This window comes from Mycobacterium sp. IDUB_37, assembly GCF_055419245.1.
This window is the reverse complement of record NZ_JBVAXG010000008.1, coordinates 124,226-142,836: the sequence shown is the minus strand read 5'-3', so window position 1 is coordinate 142,836 and position 18,611 is coordinate 124,226. Positions and strand designations below refer to the sequence as shown.

Here is an 18,611-nt window from a genome sequence, read left to right as displayed (position 1 = left end):
CATGCTTGACAGGTCCGTTACTGTCTCGGCGCGGCGGAGCAGACCCGTCGGACGTCGCACTGACGGCACTTCCGTCGCTCAGGTTTCGGCTCAAACTGGCGTCGGCGCAACGTCTCGACTGTGGCGATGATCTGCTTCTCGGCGTCAGAGATCGAGGTCGTGTCGGTCGCGACGTCGTACCGCTTTTCGGCACCGAGATCCTGGATGAAGGCGCCGCCCACGTCAAGGCCTTCGCGCCGGCCGGCCTCTGTGTAGATCTGCAACTGGAGGGGATCGACTTGTCCGCCAGTCGACGTCTTATAGTCGACGATCGCGAGGCGGCCGATCTGGCCGTCGTGGTTGTCGTAGATGACGTCGGCGCGTCCTGAGATCACGGCGCCTTCGAGGTAGAGTTCGAATGGCCGCTCGGTTGCCCACGTGCGCAACAGATCTGACGAGTATTCGGTCACGTATCGCATGACGAGCCTGCGCGCCTTGTCGCGCATCTCCTTATGGCTGGCTTTGTTCGCGTACGGCATGAAGAACTCGGAGTTGAGGAGCTGTTCCACCTGTTGCGCGGTAGGTACGGCACCCGTCGCCTGTGTGCGCTCGGCCAGCACACGCATCGTGTGGTGAACTGCGTTGCCGTAGCCGAGTTCCTGCTGAATCGCCGGCATGAAGCCGAGCTCGTTCTTCAGCAGGTAGCTGCGCGGACAGGTCTCGAACGCGGCCAGTTCGCTGTAAGTGATCGTGAGGTCGGCCCCGGACGACGCCCCTTTGCTCACCGCGGACGTTGGCGTGCCTGCCTTCGTGTAGGCGGTTGCGACCTCGTTGTAGTAAGGCGAAGCTCCGCGGTTCTTCCCGCTGCCCTGCAGCGAGAAGCTCGACAGGAGCACCGCATCCCGGGCACGTGTGATCGCCACATAGAACAGTCGGCGCTCGTCGGCGTCAGTGCCTTCGTAGCGCTGCCGGTCGAACCGGCCGAGCAAGTCGCTGGGGAAGTCCAGTGAGCGACCGGTCCGGCTCGAGGGGAATCGTGTGGTCACAAGCGACGGCAGGAAGACGACGGGCCACTCAAGCCCTTTGGAACCATGGACCGTCCCAAGTGCGACGGCGTCGTCGAGGTGGCCTTCCTCGCCGGCGAAGTCGTCATAGCTGCCCACCGCGTAGTTGGTCAGCAGGATGGCCAGGTTCTTGTAGAACCACGCTCCGCCGCTACGGCCGCCGACCTGCTCGCCGGGGTTGTCCCTGTCCCTGCGGGCTCGCCAGCTGACGCCCTCGTAGTCGGCGAGCACGGTGGTGAAGCGCGCGATAGTCCCTACGCGATTCCGTGTCAGCTCATCGGACAGATCCCACTCGGCGACCCCGAGCAATTCCATGAGGGTGTAGAAGTCACGCACGAGACTTTCGTTGAAGTCGCTCGCGAGAGCCTTCGCCTTCCAGTCCACGAGGTGGTCGGCCAACTTTGAACGCGTTGCGTGCGGGAGGTCGAACGTCGTGCAGTAGTCGTCCAGTAGCTGATCGAGGGTAATTGTCTGTCTCTGGGCGAACTTCGCGGTCGACCAGTCGATGTCGGCGATCCACGCGTATGTTGCCCCGAACACCTGCGGCTCAGGTTGAGCGAACAACCCGGACCGCCCGCCCGCCTGCACGGGTATGGCCGCCTTCGCGAATGCGGCGATGAGTGCCGGGTAGGCCGCCCGCCCGCGCACCAAGATCGCGATGTCGCGGTAGGGGAGACCTTTCGAGTGGAAGTCGAGGATCTGCCGCGCGATCTCATCGGAAGCGTCCGTCTCGGTACCCGCGTCCCGCACGATGGCAACGCTGGGCCCGTCTGCCTCGCGAAATGGCAGCATCTGCTTGTCGATGCGGTCGGGGATCGTTGCTGCGAAGAGGTTTGCAACTTCGATGATTCCGGGCCGAGATCGGCGGTTGGTCAGCAGGGTGAATTGTGCGACCTCGGGGTAGCGATCTGCGAAGGTGACGATGTTCTGCACCGACGAGCCGCGCCACTGATAGATCGCTTGGTCGTCGTCGCCGACCACGACGACGTCGGCATTGCCGCGGGATTTAGCTAGCAGTTGAATCAGCCGCTCTTGCGAAGGGTTGACGTCTTGATACTCGTCGACGACGAGGTGTCGCAGCGGAGAGGTGACCGCGTTGTGGACTTCGGGGTCAGCTAGTGCCTCGACGGCGCGCACGATCTGCGTGCCGAACGACATGAATTGGTGACGGTCGAGCGCAGCGTAGTACGACTCCACTGCGGATTTGAAGTCGCCCGCGGGCAGAGTCTCGACGTCGATTAACTCGTTCTCGATCACGTCGATGCCATGCTGGAACGTCGCGATGCTTTTGAATGTGCCGTCGGTGGGCGTAAGCGCCTTGATGCCGATGAAACTGCTCTGCCGGTAGAGAAAGTTCGTCAGCTGGTTCGCGTCGAGGGGCGTGTATGTCTCGTACCGCGGCACGTACGTCTGTAACAGGCGAAAGCAGTACGCGTGAATAGTGCCGACGAACAACCGGCCGAGCTGATCGGTCGCCTCTGGACCTATACGGGCGGTCACACGTTCGCGAATGCGCTCTTTGAGCTCGGCGGCGGCCTTCTCGGTGAACGTGAACGCAACGATCGACTCCGGGGCCTCGCCGTCGGCCAGCAACGAAGCCACCCGCTGCGAAACCACCTCTGTCTTGCCGGACCCAGCTGCGGCGATGATCTGGATGTGGCTGCCCCGATGTCTGACTGCTTTGGCTGCGTCGCCGTCGAGGGTCGGGATGTCGGCTGCGGTCGCAGCGGGTCCGTGTGTGGCAGGAGCGATCCGCGGACCGGGAACGACGGGCGCCGGAGGGGGGATGATTGCGGGCGGCTTCGCCGGCACGGGCGGCCGTATCTGCGGCGACGAAGACGACCCAACAAATGGCTTCGGGACAGGTCGCTCTACTTGCTGTGCCGGAGCAACCCATTTGAACTTCACGCGACTCCTCCCACCGCCCGCTGACCACCCTAAGCGTTGTGTCTAGCTAGCAACCTGATTCGGCACCACCTGCGTCCGGCTCAGTTCGCTCCGCGAACACTCGAGCCCCAGAAAAACAGCCAGTCGCATGCCTCTCATCGCCATCGCCATCGGCAATTGCGCGGTCTCTAACGGTAACGATCTACACCCTGAGGAAGACACACAGCCTCGAAGGCTCCGTCGGCTTTACCGAGTAGCCTTCGGTAGTGTCGTGTTTGCTCTAGGAAGGGTCGGCCACCAACTCGACACTCCATATCCGAGGGGAGGTGGTGCTCGACGAGGAGACGTTCATGAGTTCGTCGTTGGCAACATGCGGCCGGTCGAGTTCACCCCTGTACGGGTGATGCACTGGAAGATAGGTTCGGACCAACGCAACTCAGCGTCGATTACTCGGCGGGTAACCGGCCGGCTCAGGTTGGATGCGATGGCTATGTCACCTGCGTAGATGGGGAGCATTTCTTGCCCGCGCCTTGCATTAGCGACGAATACGAGGGTGTTAGATGTCGCGTCGGGTTGCCTGGTCACAGGACCTCGATGAGTGATTTCTACGCGGCCAATTCCACAGCTGGGGAGCGGCACAGGGTGAACGCGGTCGCGCGCGGCGACGGCCTAATTGACCTTCGGCGGGGCGGCGATTCATTTGTCGCATGGAACCATGACGTCCACGAACTGGCTTCAGCATTAGATCGTCCCAACGCGGTTGCCGAGTGGATGCCTGAGCGACATCTTTTGATCGTGCGTTGGGACGCCGTTATTGAATTGGGGACAATCGATCCCGAATCTGCAGACGGTACTTCAATGCCGGGACGAGACGAGCAATCCAGCGGCATTTTCGCTGGTACGGCGCAGAAGCATGATCACCTGACTGGAAAGCCCGAGAGGCTTACCGACATATGGACGGTGTTCAGCGTAGAGGTGGTCGACGACGCCTACGTTTCATATTTCCAGCCTGTAGGGCCCAAGCCGATGACCAGTCACTCTTGGGAGGCGACCGACACGCGCTGCAAATCTTGTTGCGATGACCAATACACCAGGGTTCACTTTAGCGACCGCTGGTCGACTACACCTGAGCAGGTAGAGAGTTGCTGCCGCAACTTCCCCGACTGCCCTGATTCGCGCTCAGTGTTAGAACCGTCTTACTGCGCCGCAGAAGACCTCTACAAACCGTATTTAGCGGGCCATCCGATGTGGTTGCGCGTTGACGGCGATACTCACGATCCAAGCACCTGGCACCGGATTCAAACGATTCGGAACACTCCGGTTAAGACCGCTAGCGCTCCCGACGGGTCAAGAATAAACGAAATGACGTTCATTTTTACTTACGAAGATGGTAGTGGCCCGGCAATTATTGAAAAAGCCGCACAGGTCGAGTTCACAATCCCTCGGGTCTATTATCTTCGGTCTTAAGGACGACGTGTGCTGAGGTACGGCAAAACACGCCTGCAGCGTATTCGCGTGAGGAATGTGGCGATAGGTCGCCGACCGTCTTGAAGGATTCGACAAGTGATCTACCCGATACGCCATGGCAGTGCGACGGTCGCGGTGGATTGAATTGGCGCAGTGCGGTGGCGGGCGACGTGCAGCGCCTCGTCGGACGATCAGCGAGACGCCCTCAGCACCGGTTCCGGGTAACTGCAGTGTCGTTTGAAAGGATGTTTGAGCACCTCCCCCCAAATTTCCCGCCGTAGTTGGACGATGAGCACCTACAGCCCTGGCGAGCGAGTGGCATCTGTGCTTGCTGGCCGTCGCCTTACCGGTGAGCGCGTTCCGGAGTCTGGCTGAAGGCGGTCATAATGGGTCTTGACGCCCCAGATGAGTAAGAAGGCTGGTAGCGACGATGGGTGGAACCGGTCTTGAAGTCGGTGTCTTGGGGCCGTTGCTGATGCGCGTGGACGGCAAGCCTGTGCCGCCGGGCGCTCCGAAGCAGCGAGCGGTGCTCGCCAAGTGCGTGCTGAGCCGAAACCGGCCGGTTGCAATCGAGTCATTGATTGATGCCGTGTGGGGTCAATCGCCGGTACCGGCAGCACGGCAAACCATCCAGTCCTATGTCTCGAACCTGCGTCGAAGCCTCGGCAACGCTGGGCTGGACCCGCACGGGGTGCTGCCCACAACCCCTCCGGGCTATCAACTCAATGTGGCTGAGGCCGACTGCGATCTTGGGCGTTTCAACAACGAAAGGACTGTGGGACTGCACGCTGCCGTCGCGGGACAATTCGAACAAGCCAGCCGCCACTTCTCGGCTGCACTGGCTGAATGGCGTGGCCCCGTGCTCCATGATTTGCGCAACTTTGCCTTCGTCGAACCGTGCGCCACTGCGCTGACAAACGAAAAGCTACAAACTCAAACTGGAAGAGCGGAAGCCGAAATCGCATGCGGGCGCGCCGACACCGTTATCGGTGAGCTCGAGAAGCTTGCCTACGAACACCCCGATCGAGAACCGCTGTGGGAGCAGCTGATCACCGCCTACTACGTTGCAAAACGCCAATCCGACGCTCTGAATGCCTATCACCGACTGAAAACTACACTGCAAGACGACCTAGGCATCGACCCCAATCCCACGATCAGTGCCCTGTATCAAAAGATCCTGCGGCAGGAGCCCTTCGACATCAAACGAGCCGCCCGAACCGCCGCGGCACAAACCCTCGCCTACTCCGGACGCCCGACAGTGGCTCGTACCCAGCTCGCAGCGGCTCGGCTCCGCGACACTGCCGGACACGCCTATCCGCTAGAAGCCACAGCCACCCATATTGGGCGACTTTCTGACAACGACATCGTCTTAAACGATGCCGACGTCAGCCGCCAACACGCAACAATCATCGACACCGGAACGAGTTTCATGATTGTGGACCTGCGGTCGGCCAACGGCGTCGAAGTGCAGGGCCAGCGAATCGATATCAGCGCCACACTTGCCGATGGTGACTACATTGGCATCGCTGGTCATGAGTTCACCTTCGAAATCCACCCACGCTAAAGCGACGAGCGGCCACCCCGGCGCGGTGATGAGTCGAAACAAGCAGAATGTCTCATCTCGCGATGGCATCTCTAATGTGGCGACGGCGCTCCACGCCGACCCACGTGTTCGTGACAACCAAGCCGTTCGATCCACCATTCAGAGCCGCCCCACGAGCAGTGGAGATGGCGTGACGCCAAAGCCGGCCAAACGACGGATCTGGGGCCTCAACCTAATTCGCACGCTGGTGACCGCACCGGCTCGATGGAGTCCTCTGTCAACTCCACTCACGTAGAGCCGTCGCATCCTCTTCCGTACGCATGTCCTGCTGGACTTGCGCGATCAAGGGCGGAATGGCGAGGTCTTTCATCAGCCCTACCGCGCGAGGATCGGCTTTCTCGGTCTCTAACACCTCAATGGCCTCACGTCGCTGCATGGCGGACAGTTCACGAGCGAGGTTCCCCAGTGCGAGCAGGCTGTGGAACTGCTCGAACGCACTTGCAGACGTGCTGAAAATCAGTAAAACGTCGCCGAAATCGTCGGTGCTGCGCGCTCCTTGGGCAAGCGCCAGCCCGACGATGCGGTCACCAGCTCGTGCAGATCGTAGGAACCCAGCCGCGTATCGGCGCGCAATAGCCGGTTCGACGGCCGCCCAATTGCGCACCTCGCCGACTAGTGTGTCCATTGCTCTCGTGCGGGCGCCGCCGGCTTGCATGGTGCGACGCATATCTTCGTAGGCCCTAGCTTCCTTATTCAATATGCCTTCGGCGCGTAGCGCTTGCAGTACGCGCTCGATCCAAGACGGAATGGCGGGGTCATTCATCAGCCCGACCGCGCGGGGATCGGCTCGCTCGACTTCTAAAACTTTGATTGCCTCACGCCGTTGGGCGGCGGACACGGCTGGAGCGATGTTGTGCAGTGCACGCAGGCTTTGGAATTGCTCGAACGCACTCGCAGAGGTGCTAAAAATCCTTAAGACATTGCCGAAGTCGTCGGCGGTTGGTTCCGCTTGGGCAAGCGACAGCCCGACGATGCGGTCACCGGCTCGGGCAGATCGTAGGAACCCAGCTGTGTATCGGCGCGGACTTTCCGGTGCTGCGGCCGCCAGGGTGTAAATTTCGCCGACTAGTGCGTCCATCGCCCTGGTGCGGGCGTAGCCGGCGGGCTCGGTGCGACGGAGTTCCTCGTATGCCCTGGCTTTGCGCTGCAGTGCTTCTTGTGAGAGCGCTGTGCCGGCTGAAGTGAAGCCCGCGGATGGTCTTGAGAAGGTTCCCGCCTGGCTTTTGTCCACGATAATTTCGGCGCGGTCTCTGTCGGCTTCAGCTAGCGCGTGGTGCGCCGCGAGAGCCAAATCCTCGGCGCTGGTGTAGCGATCGCTGGGATCTTTGGCCATGCCGCGTTTGACGACTTCATCGAACTTAACCGGAATTTGCGGGTGTTGATGGCTGGGCAGCGGTATCGGTGCGTGCAGGTGCGCCGCTGCCAGCACCGTCTGATCTCCCGAGTATGGTGCCGACCCCGTCAGGCACTCATAGAGCACACAAGCAAGCGCATAGCTATCCGCGGCAGGACCCACCTCTGCATTATTGAAACGCTCGGGTGCCATGTATTTCAACGTGCCGAGGATGCCTTCGGAGCGTGTCAGTGCAGTCTCTCCAGCGGCGGTTTTTGCGGTGGCAATACCGAAATCGACCAGGTAGGCGAAGTCGTTCCCGGTGACGAGAATGTTCGAGGGTTTCACGTCCCGGTGGACGATGTTCTCAGCGTGGGCGGCAACGAGTGCCGCCGCGATCTGACGGATAATGGCAACCGCACGCGTCGGATCCAGGGGTCCGTGTTGTGCCAGCACGGTATGCAAATCAGAGCCTTTAACGAACCGCATATCGATGTAAAGCTGCCCGTCGATCTCCCCGCAACTGTGGATAGGCACTACATGCGGCTCGCCCAGGCATCCGGCAGTGCGTGCCTCACGAAACAGCCGTTCGCGAAATACTGGATTTTGCGAATATTGAGCCGAGATGAACTTCAAGGCCACCACACGGTCCATCGGACCGGTGTCTTTGGCCTTGAACACCATGCCCATGCCGCCCTGGCCAATCAGTTCGAGTAGCCGGTATCGCCCAAATACTCCCTTGTCCGCCGGCATCTCTTTCAACCCCACATTGCGGATGCTAACAACGACCCCCGCCACTGTGCTCAATCGGCGACGCAATCAGCCCCGGCGGAGATCGTCGTTCGCCGGACCTAGCCCGTGGCAGGCCTCAAACCTAAACGGGCAGCAGCGGATCAAAGCCGTGTCCAGTCGCAACATCGTGCAGAGATCTCTTCCGGTCGGGAGCGTCTCATGAACGTTGACTGCAAGGCCGGACTGGCAAACGCAAGGATTCCTCAAAGATTCGTTGAACATTCCTCAAAGCACCTGCGGGAATCTATCGGTGTCAACCAACCGAGCCGCCCTGGACTCCTTCCAACTCCCAGGCGGCACCGCAATCACAAAGGAGCTCAAATGAATCAATACGGAAGTCCCACCCTCCCCTCGCTTCACGTAGGCAAAGGTACCCAGTACGGCGCGCTGACGCTCTTTCCGGTATGGGCCGACGGCGGTGCCGCCGACGGCCTCGAATGGGACCTCGACGCCCTTGATATCGGCGAGCAGCGCGAGGGCGGGCAGGTGAATTCGTTAACCGCCATCAACCTCGGCCCCAAGCCGTTCGTTCTTCTCGAGGGCGATCTCCTGGAGGGCGGCTGGCAGACACGGATGGTCGCCAACTCGACGATCCTCGCCCCGAACGAGACGGCGAACATTGCTGCGCTGTGCGTAGAGCAAGGCCGGTGGGAGCAATCCGGCGGCCGCGCCCACCGCGCTGCTGGCCGCCGCGTGTCCGCCCCACTGCGGGCAGCCCGTGACCGCGCCTACCGAAGAGGGGCGGACCCCCAGCACGCAGTCTGGCACGGAATCGCCACCCGCTACGAAACGAACGCACCAACGGCGACCAACTCGTTCGCCGACCACCTCGACCGCGTCACCCGCAGCAGGGTTCAATGCGGCCGCCGGCAGCTGCCGGCCAAGCCACTGGCGGGCCAGCGTGGCGTGATCATCGGCATCGCCGGCCGAGTGCTCGGCATGGAACTGCTCGCCACACCCAACGCCCTCGCTCAGCGCTGGAACGGGATCCTCGAGGCAGCCCTCTTCGACGCCGAGCGCGCTCCGGAGGTGGCGACTCCGGGTCAGCGGGCCCGCGACTTCGCGTTCAAGGTCGAGCACGCACACCTCAACGTCGACGACGAGTCGTCATGCTTCTTGACCCTCGCGGCCACCCAAGGCTCGGCGCACCTCAGCGGGATAACACTGCCCGCACCGGAACGCTCGATCGACGGCGAATTCTGGCGCATCGTCCACCTCGCCGCCTACAACCAGGGACATCCACTGCTCGCGGGAGTCTGAGCCGCCAGCCGCGGACACTTCGCCACCGCTCCCAATTCCGGCCCACCCCGGCCACCTGAAATTCCATACGCCCGAAACCACTAGACCCATAAGGAGACTCACATGAACGAAACCCTCAAGTCCCACCGCATCGACCGGGCCGTCGGCGCCGTTGTCGGATCTGCCGTCGCCGACGCCCTCGGCTCGCAATACGAGTTCGGCCCCGCCCACCCCGACACCCTCGAGCCCACCTTCGGGCGCTCGGTGTTCGGCCACGGAGTCGGCGAATGGACCGACGACACCCAGATGGCGATGCCGATCCTGGAGGAACTCTCCCGCGGCGCTTCCCTGAACGACCCCGCAGCCCTCGGCCGCATCCTGGCCGTGTGGGAGCGCTGGCAGCGTGACGCCAAGGACGTCGGCAACCAGACCCGGGCCGTGCTCGGCGCCCTGGGCGGCGATCTGACCGAAGCTGCAGGACGAGCCGTTGCGGAGGCGATCCACGAGGGGCGCGGCTACAGCGGCGGCAACGGCTCACTCATGCGCACCGGACCGGTCGCACTTGGCTATTTGGCGGACGGTCGTGAGGCGGACCTCGCCGACGCGGCGGGCCGTATTGCCCAACTCACCCACTGGGAGGACGACAACGCCGACGCCGTCGTGCTGTGGTGCCTGGCGATCCGGCACGCGATCCGCACCGGCGAGTTCGACCTGCGGGCCGGTATCGACTGGGTCACTGTCGGCGCCCGCCGCGACCGCTGGTCGGCCCTCATCGACCAGGCGACCGCGCCCGGTGCGCACCCGCGCGACTTCTGGGAGAACAACGGCAGGGTGGTCGTGGCTTTCCTCGGCGCGGCCTCCGCCATCGCAGGCGCAACCGACTACCGCAGCGCGATCACCCGTGCGATCCGAGGCGGCGGCGACACTGACACCGTCGCCGCGATCGCCGGCTCCCTCGCCGGCGCACTGCACGGCGTGTCCGGTATCCCACTGTCCTGGCAGCGGAAGGTACACGGGTGGCCCGACTACGACATCAACGACCTGAGTCGGCTCGCACTCCTGGCCACGCGCGGCGGCACGCCGACCAGCGACGGATACCCGAGCGCGGCGACGGTGCCGAGCGCGCACTTCGTCCGCACCGCACCGGTGCGGCACCCGGCCGACCCGGGGGTGTGGCTCGGCTCGCAAAACGCCCTCGGCGAGCTTCCCGACTCAGTCACCGCAGTCGTCTCGCTGTGCCGCGTCGGCGCGGCTGAGGTCACGAAAAGCATTGAGTCGATTCAGGTTCGGCTGATCGACCAGCCAGGCCAAAACGCGAACCTCGACTTCGTCCTGGCCGACGCCACGGACATCGTCGCCGAGCTCCGCGCCGAAGGCCACGAGGTGTTCGTGCACTGCGCCGAAGCTCGCTCACGCACCGCCGCAGTCGGAGCGCTCTATGCCGCGCGGCACTGCAATATTCCGGCCGCGCAGGCGTGGGTGCAGGTCGAGTCGGTGCTGCCATACTTCGCCCCATCGGCGGAAAATCGGAACGCGGTCGACCGAATCGCCACCTCAGGCTGATCATGGGGAGTCGACGATGTGCACGGTGCGTGACGCTCGACAGGTGCAAGCCGCCGGAATGACCACGCCGCCCGGGAAGGTGGCCCGAGCCGAAAGGTACTGGCGGCTAATACTTTACGCAGCCCCATCCATCGATCCTGCGCCGACCGGACACGATGACGTCTTGCCTGAGGCTGACGTCGACAGCGTCGTCACAATCTTGGATACCTTGCGGGATAACCCAGCGCCGAGAGGCGGCGCCGCATGATGGAATCGACAGACAGCGAGGAAGTACGACATGGATGAAACGGTCTCGAGCAAATTGCTGCAGACTCTGGACAAGTCAATCGAGGCGGCGGGCAAACTTGCGCGGCAGCGCGTAGATTCGCTGCGTCGCAAGCATCCCGAACTATCCGATGCTGAACTGCTGAAAAAGCTAGACATCGCTTTTACCTCGGCGGTCACGACGACAGGTGCTGCGACAGGAGCGATGGCTGCGGCCCCTGGTGTTGGTACTGCTGTAGGAGTCGTTGCAGCGGCCAGTGATACATCATGGTTCCTCGCGACTGCGGCGGCCTACGTGCTGAGTGTCGCAGAGTTGCGTGGCGTCAAGGTAGAGGACTTCGAGCACCAACGCGCTCTCGTACTTATGGTTTTGGCAGGAGGGGGCGGCTCGACATTCTTCAGCAAGGCGGCGAGTCGCACAGGGCCCCACCTCGGAAAGATCGTGACAAATGCGGTCCCTCTATCAACCATCCGATCGATCAATAGGGTGCTGGGTGCTCACTTCATCACGAAATACGGCACGAGGCGGGGCATCTTCGTCATCGGAAAGGTGGCGCCGTTCGGCGTCGGCTTTGTGATTGGGGCTGGTGGAAACTTGATGATGGCCCGTGGAGTCATCAAGACCGCCAAAGTAATGTTCGATTCGGCGGAGGCACTAAATCGCGCAGAGGGCGGATAACCCGATTGGCCCGTGCGGGAACCGCCACCCCTCGGCGCGCAAAACGCTTGAGCTTTGCCTGGGCCGAATCGGCGTCGCAATTGGCCCGAGATGTCGGCGCAATGTGTAAGGCTGCGTCCACACCTTGTTCAAGGATCAGATTCGACGGGATTCGTTTCTTTCGAGAGCATCCGAGCAATCGGGGAGGGGACTAGATGAAGACGTTCGGTCGAGAATCAGCCGTAAAAGTCGAGGCAGTCGGACGCCACCTGATTGAAACCGGCTTCGGAAGAGACGGTTCGCTTCTGACTCAAGGCGCCGCGGTCTGGACAGTCGAGCATCTTGATGAGCTCACCCGTGACTACGTCGATCGACCCGAAGCCGGCGAGGGCGGCTTCTTCGGCAAACTAAAGCAGCAACTAGCCGACACCTCGCCGGAAGGGGTGCAGCTATTTGGTGAGTTGCTGATACTCAACGTGCTGCCCATCTCCAACATGGGCGGAACACTCAAGATCAAACAGGTCGAAACAGTGCTGAGAATGAGCACTGTGCCAGCTGTCGTCCCGACTGATGTCGCGGAAGCCCTTCTGGCCGGGGGCGTCTTCAACGGCGGTCAAGCCTTCACCACCTTCCGCTGGGCGCAGATTGTGTGGCTCATTCAGCTTGTGCGCCACTTCAAATCCCTTCCAGAACAGCGACAGATCGACGCGCTGGCCGAACCATTAATCTTCCGCGAGGAAGTGAACGCGGTGCCGACAGGCCAAGTCGCGCAACGGCAATCGCTACTCTATCTAGCTTTCCCGCAGTTCTATCTGCCTGTCGTCAACATCGCCCACCGCAAGGCTATGCGTGACGCGTTTGCCGCCGACTACCTTCCCGCGCCTCCGGGAGATGTGGACGCCGACCTGTCCCAGATCTACGAAGCCATCACCGATCAACAAGGCGACCACGTCGATCTCTACGCGCAACCCTGGGTCGATCGCTGGCAGAAACCGCCGACACCGAAGCCTGGTCCCACCGACCAAGTGAAGCATGCCTGGAGAGTGCACGGATCGAACGTCAGAGGCCAAGACATGGTGCCGGTTTGGCGCCGCAAGCAGTCGATCTCGCTTGCGGCGAGCCTACTGCGACCGGTCGACGCTGACACCACCAGAGACGAGCTTAAGGCGTTCGTTGACGAGGACTACCGATCTTCCGGCTACGCGGCCCGGCAGGAGAAGTTCGACGAGTTCCACGCATTCCTCTCACGTATGCACCCTGGCGACCTGGTTGCCACGGTCAGCCAAGACGACGTTCACTTCGGCACGATTACTGGCGGCCCGACATTCGTCAGCAGCAGCGACGGCCGTTCCAATCTTCGCCGCTCAGTGAAGTGGTACGAACATTCCTGCCAGCTTGGTGACCTACCCGACGATGCGGCTGGCCGCCTCAACGCTCAGGGCGAAGTCCTTGACCTCAGCCAGCATCTGCAGACACTCATCGACCTGGCCGAACGTCGACCACCGAAGCCGGGCCCAACTGAGGTTCACCTGCCCGACGCCACCGCTGAGCTGGCCCACCGGCTCCACGTCGGAACCGACTGGCTCCAAGAGTGCATCGAATTACTGAGCGACCGCCGCCAACTCATCTTTTACGGGCCTCCGGGCACCGGAAAGACTTACATCGCGCAGGAACTCGCGCGTCACATCACCGATAAGGCGAACGTCAAACTTGTACAGTTCCACCCCGCGTACTCCTACGAGGACTTCTTCGAGGGCTTCCGTCCGCACGGAGAGGCCAGCGGACACGTCGGCTTTACCTTGAAGCCCGGTCCGCTGCGATCCCTAGTCGATAAGGCAGCCGACAACTCCGACTCGGTATACGTCCTCATCATCGACGAGATCAACCGGGGCAATCTGCCGAAGATCTTCGGCGAGCTGTACTTCCTCTTGGAGTACCGCGACCAGGCGATCGACCTGATGTACTCCTCGGACAGCGCCGAACCATTCACGTTGCCAAAGAACATATTCGTCATTGGCACGATGAATACAGCCGACCGCTCGATCGCCCTCGTTGATGCCGCGCTCCGGCGCCGATTCGCCTTCCTGCCGCTGCACCCGTCGGAACAACCGACCAATGGTATTCTGCGCCGCTGGCTCACCGCCCATGGCCTCTCTATGGAACTCGCCGATCTCCATGACGCACTTAACGCCCGTATCAGCGATACCGATTTCAAGATCGGACCGTCCTACTTCATGCGGGACAAGCTCGCCAATGACACGACCGGCGCCAAACTCAAGTTGATGTGGCGCACCGATATTCTGCCTCTTCTCGAAGAGCACCATTACGGTGATCGTCACGTCGATGTGCGCACCCGCTACGGGCTGGAAGCATTGACCAAGACCTTGGCTACCAACGCAGCCGCCTACCTAATGGGTGAAGATTTAGCGGTTGCTAACGAAGCGAACGACGATGAGCACAACGCCACTGATTCTGACGGAGGGTGAATCCGCGACCCCGGTAGCCCTCACCGCGGTCGAGTACCACGCAGTGCGGAACCTGGGAATCGCCACGGCCACACCCACTCTCAGCGCCGGCGTCTACGACGTCGCGGCGGCACGCAAGGTGGGGGCAGTGGCTATTGGCGACCGGCACCTGATCGTCCGTCCCAAGATCACAGACCTCAACCGGCTGCTCTTCTTGATGGGCTATGCACAAAATCCCCACATCTGGCGCGACGACCCCATCGGACTCGGCTCTGCCGACGAACTGCTCCCCGGCGTCGCCGAGGCATTCGCGCGCCTAGCCACCCGCGCCCTGGAACAGGGACTACTGCAGGGATACAAAACTATCTCCGACACGTTGCCCGTGCTGCGTGGGCGGATCCTTGCCGGCGAGCAGATGAACCGGCTCTATGGACTTCCAGTACCGATCGCCGTCGAATACGACGACTTCACAGTCGACATCGCCGAGAACCAGCTGCTGGCGATGGCGACGTTGCGGCTTCTGACTGTGCCGCGGGTAAGCGAGCCAGCCCGCCTGCTTCTGCGGCGGCTACGCCGCGCACTCGCCGACGTCACCGCCCCGCCTCGGGGCAGCGCGATCCCACGGTGGCACCCCAGCCGCCTCAATGCCCGGTACGACTCGGCTTTAAGGCTTGCCGAAATTGTGTTGGCAGCCGAATCCTTCGAGCACCGCTTCGGCAAGGTCACCGCCACCGGCTACATGTTCGACATGTGGCGGATCTTCGAGGACTTCGTCACAGTCGCGCTGAGGGAATCCATGGAGACTCAAGGCTGGCGAAGTCAGACTCAGGCCGCATTGCACCTCGATGAGCTGCACCAGATCGACATGCGTCCAGACTTGTTGGCGCACAACGATAGCGGACTAACCGCGGTCGTTGATGCAAAATACAAGGCGGAGCGCCCGGACGGCTTTCCTAACGCCGATCTCTACCAAATGCTCGCCTATTGCACGGTTCTCGGGCTTAACAACGGACATCTGGTCTATGCCAAAGGCAACGAACCGGTCGCCACCCACGCTGTCCAGCGTTCCGGAGTGACGATTCACTGCCATGCGCTGGACCTAACGGTGCCGCCGGCGGTGTTGCTGCAGCAAATCGACGAGTTGGCGTTGAGAATCACGGCCCCGGCAATGACGTACTTATTGATAGACGATGAGGAGGATTGATCCGTGGGAGATGGAACGAGTGCCCGCTTGGACACAATCGATACCGCTGACTCCTCAGGGTGGCACGTCAGATCTACACCTGAGGTTGACGTATTCATCAAGGGTGATCGCCGCATCGACGTCCACTACACCGAAGACGACGTCATCGACAGTGCATCAAGGCACGATGACAACGGCCGGAGCGACAGCCTAGACCGGCACACTGAGGCCAAGGTTGAGCACCTGCGCTCATGGTTAACGGGCCGGCCAGTCAGCACAGGCGCGGTTGTGCGGTACCCGGAGGCAGATTTCACCACGGAGCCCGGCGGATGGATGCGTAACGAATTCATCGCCGCTGTAACCGATTCCGGCGATCACGCATTCCTGCTGAAGTTCTTATCGCGGGTCGATGCCAACGCCCAGCTCCGATCGCAGGGATCACACGCCCGGCTGACCTTCGGCAAGCGACCGAGCGGTGCGCTGTTCGTCTATCCCTTCGGGAGACGATTCCCCCCATTCAAGTTCTCGGTAAAGGATGGTCAACTCATGATCGCGGGCTGCTGGAAAGGGAATTGGAAGGTCACCGGACATCCTGGATTCGCTGACATTGCAGCCTTCTTGGGCCAGGACGAGACCGGACCGGCGGGGGCGGTCCCAATCGCTGGCTTGGACCCCGACGAACTCTGGGAAGTCGGCGACAGGGTCTCTCGCGCGGTTAATCAATAACAGTGCACAGGCGTTGGAAGCGGAGGAATCATGATGGCTTGTTGCGGTGGAGCCTTTTTTAGGCATCAGGATTTGGAAGGAGGACAGGTCTTGGGTCCGGGCTGTCAGCCACGGATTGCAGAGTTGTCAGCGCACTCACGTTGCGGCAACCGGAGAGGTACTAACTGATGGCAGAGCGGACTGCAGCCAGGCTCGACACGATAGACATCGCAGATAGCTTCGGGTGGCAGGTGGAATCAACGCACAACGCTGACACCTTCAAAAAGGGCACCGTCGTTATCGAAGCTCGGTATGCAGCAAACGACGACATCGAGAGCGCAGTGAAGAGAATCTCAGGCGGTGAGTCGAGGGCTCCCGGAGAGCTCACCGCCACCACGCACAACGACATGCGAGCATGGCTAACGGGCGACATACAGGGGCCCCAGCAAGGTGGCGACACCCTTCGTCCCGCAGGAGCCACAGACAACCCAGCCCAGCTCTATGACAGATTCTGGCTGCAGTTTCGCAACCGAGTGGCAGCCGAGCACCCGGATTGGAAGGCTAAAGCGGGGACATCACGAACCGCGCCGAACGCAACTCTTCCTGGACCTATTGCCAGGACCCTCTTCGTCTCGGCATTCAAACCCGGCCCCCTGCGACTCGAACTGGCCTTCGTACACCCAAATCCTGCGGTCAACCTGGCCCGCTTCACGTCTCTGCGCGGCAAGCAAGAAGAGCTAGAGCGGACCCTGGGGCATGGCCTGCTATGGGATGAAATAGCAGGGAAAAATGACACACGCGTGTGTATCGAATCGTCCTTCAAGAGCATCGATGAGCGCGAGCAATGGCCGGCGATGATGGATTGGCTGATACAGCAGCACCTCCGCTTCAAGGAAGCACTCCGGGCGGTCGGAGCTGCGGAACTGTGGTAGCCCTTTCACCGAAGGGGACAGAAACAAGATCTACGTCTCATATATCCGCAATCTTGAAGGTCGATTCCTGGCAAGCTCGCCGAACGCAGCGCCGTACCCAGCAGGGTGCTGAGCGGCAGCAAACCCTTTCAAGCACGTCTGAGCCAAAGTGGATGATGTCGATCTAGACCCTAGGCAAAACGGACGGCTTCCAGGTTGGCATCCGTTGTCTAATTAGGATGGTTTCGGTATTTATAGACAGCATCTATCCTCGTTTCAGATGCTAATTGCGCGGTTGGGGGTTCTGAGTGGGTAATGGTCAGGTCGTCGGCTACGTACGGGTGAGCACCCTCGAACAAAACACCGACCGCCAGTTGGATGGGATCGCACTGGACGAGATGTTCACCGACCATGCCAGCGGAAAAGACACCCAACGACCTCAGTTGCAGGCAATGCTTAAGCATGTCCGCAATGGCGACGAGCTGGTGGTGCACAGCATGGACCGGCTGGCTCGATCACTTGTCGACCTCCGCCGTACCGTCGATGACTTGACTGCCAGAGGGGTGCGCGTCCGGTTTGTGAAGGAGGGCCTGACTTTCGGCGACACCAGCGACGCGTGCGCGACGCTGATGCTCTCCGTTATTGGCGCAGTCGCCGAGTTCGAGCGCATCCTCCTCCTCGATCGACAGCGTGAGGGCATCGCCATCGCAAAGACAAAGGGTGTCTACAAGGGCCGCAAGCCCTCGCTGTCCCCTGCGCAGACCGCGGACGTCAAGGGCCGTCTCGCCGTCGGGGAGTCGGCAACGGCGCTAGCTCAGGAGTACGGCGTCAGCCGAGCGACTATCTACAACACCAATCCATGGACCGAAGAGCACGTCATCGCGGTGGACGACCTCTACCGTCGCCACCGTCGCCTGCTGGGTTCCGGTCATCCCGAGCTCATCGCGTTAGCGAAGGAACTACAACGGGTGCCCACGTCGGTGGCCCTTCGGATGCGCGACTTGGCCGCCGCGCACAGCGAGCCCGGCCTCTACCCCGGGTACAAGGGCTCAGTCGCGTTCACCAAGCTCGACCGCGAGGTGGCCGACCGATGACCGAAGGAGGTGTGGACGAATACAGGCGAAGCTGCCCGTTGCATGGCACCGAACCGAATGCCGCCGGAGTGTGCGACGAATGCTCAAAGTCGACCGCTGTTCGTCAGGCCGTGGCCGTGACAGTGTTCGACCACGACGAGGGTGAGTATCAGAGGTGGCTCGACGGACACCGTCGTGGCTACGTGATCAACATCCTCCGCGGCCTCAACCCGAAGAAGGCGAAATTGCACTGTGCTGATTGCGACTCGATCAGCGACCCCATGACGCCCTATGTCACCCGGGATTATGTGAAGGTATGTGGGGATCGACGGGCCGAGCTTGATGAGTGGGCGATCCGCGAGTTGGGCTCAAAGATTGAGACGTGCCAAAACTGCTTCGGCTTCTGAACGTAGTGCCAAATCCGG

Annotated in this window: 12 protein-coding genes and 1 pseudogene; 11 read left to right on the top strand and 2 right to left on the bottom strand. The window is 61.6% G+C overall.

Annotation, left to right across the window (positions count from 1 at the left end; all coding sequences use genetic code 11):
- Positions 1 to 17 precede the first annotated feature (17 nt).
- Positions 18 to 2,855: an ATP-dependent helicase gene (locus ACZY1I_RS24165; RefSeq protein ID WP_463758267.1), complete on the bottom strand. Its 2,838-nt coding sequence runs from the start codon at positions 2,853 to 2,855 to the stop codon at positions 18 to 20.
- A gap of 669 nt (positions 2,856 to 3,524) precedes the next feature.
- Between ACZY1I_RS24165 and ACZY1I_RS24160 the strand changes: the two genes are divergently transcribed.
- A complete protein-coding gene (locus ACZY1I_RS24160; RefSeq protein ID WP_463758264.1) occupies positions 3,525 to 4,397 on the top strand; it encodes a hypothetical protein in 873 nt (290 codons plus the stop codon).
- A 430-nt stretch (positions 4,398 to 4,827) separates the two neighbouring features.
- Positions 4,828 to 5,961: a BTAD domain-containing putative transcriptional regulator gene (locus ACZY1I_RS24155; protein WP_463758261.1), complete on the top strand. Its 1,134-nt coding sequence runs from the start codon at positions 4,828 to 4,830 to the stop codon at positions 5,959 to 5,961.
- 256 nt (positions 5,962 to 6,217) lie between these two features.
- On the opposite strand, the gene ACZY1I_RS24150 is transcribed toward ACZY1I_RS24155, so the two are convergent.
- A complete protein-coding gene (locus ACZY1I_RS24150) occupies positions 6,218 to 8,101 on the bottom strand; it encodes a serine/threonine-protein kinase (protein WP_463758257.1) in 1,884 nt (627 codons plus the stop codon).
- Positions 8,102 to 8,446: 345 nt separating this feature from the next.
- On the opposite strand from ACZY1I_RS24150, the gene ACZY1I_RS24145 reads away from it, so the two are divergent.
- From ACZY1I_RS24145 to ACZY1I_RS24105, 9 genes and pseudogenes are all read left to right on the top strand, one after another.
- The gene (locus ACZY1I_RS24145; RefSeq protein ID WP_463758255.1) at positions 8,447 to 9,385 is read left to right on the top strand and encodes an ARPP-1 family domain-containing protein; all 939 of its coding nucleotides are present in this window, start codon (positions 8,447 to 8,449) and stop codon (positions 9,383 to 9,385) included.
- 102 nt (positions 9,386 to 9,487) lie between these two features.
- A complete protein-coding gene (locus tag ACZY1I_RS24140) occupies positions 9,488 to 10,927 on the top strand; it encodes an ADP-ribosylglycohydrolase family protein (RefSeq protein WP_463758252.1) in 1,440 nt (479 codons plus the stop codon).
- 277 nt (positions 10,928 to 11,204) lie between these two features.
- Complete coding sequence (locus ACZY1I_RS24135) at positions 11,205 to 11,870, top strand: hypothetical protein (protein ID WP_463758249.1); 666 nt, start codon at positions 11,205 to 11,207, stop codon at positions 11,868 to 11,870.
- 194 nt (positions 11,871 to 12,064) lie between these two features.
- Complete coding sequence (locus tag ACZY1I_RS24130; RefSeq protein WP_463758247.1) at positions 12,065 to 14,335, top strand: McrB family protein; 2,271 nt, start codon at positions 12,065 to 12,067, stop codon at positions 14,333 to 14,335.
- On the top strand, positions 14,301 to 15,518 hold the full coding sequence (locus tag ACZY1I_RS24125; RefSeq protein WP_463758245.1) for an McrC family protein: 1,218 nt from the start codon (positions 14,301 to 14,303) through the stop codon (positions 15,516 to 15,518). Before ACZY1I_RS24130 ends, ACZY1I_RS24125 begins: the two co-directional genes overlap by 35 nt.
- 27 nt (positions 15,519 to 15,545) lie before the next feature.
- Positions 15,546 to 16,223: a hypothetical protein gene (locus tag ACZY1I_RS24120; RefSeq protein WP_463758243.1), complete on the top strand. Its 678-nt coding sequence runs from the start codon at positions 15,546 to 15,548 to the stop codon at positions 16,221 to 16,223.
- Between the two features lie 167 nt (positions 16,224 to 16,390).
- Entirely contained in the window at positions 16,391 to 17,134 is a 744-nt protein-coding gene (locus ACZY1I_RS24115) for a DUF4268 domain-containing protein (RefSeq protein ID WP_463758241.1), read from the top strand.
- Between the two features lie 287 nt (positions 17,135 to 17,421).
- Positions 17,422 to 17,964, top strand: a pseudogene (locus tag ACZY1I_RS24110) (recombinase family protein); the annotation flags it as partial.
- Between the two features lie 239 nt (positions 17,965 to 18,203).
- Entirely contained in the window at positions 18,204 to 18,593 is a 390-nt protein-coding gene (locus ACZY1I_RS24105) for a hypothetical protein (RefSeq protein WP_463758238.1), read from the top strand.
- Positions 18,594 to 18,611 lie beyond the last annotated feature (18 nt).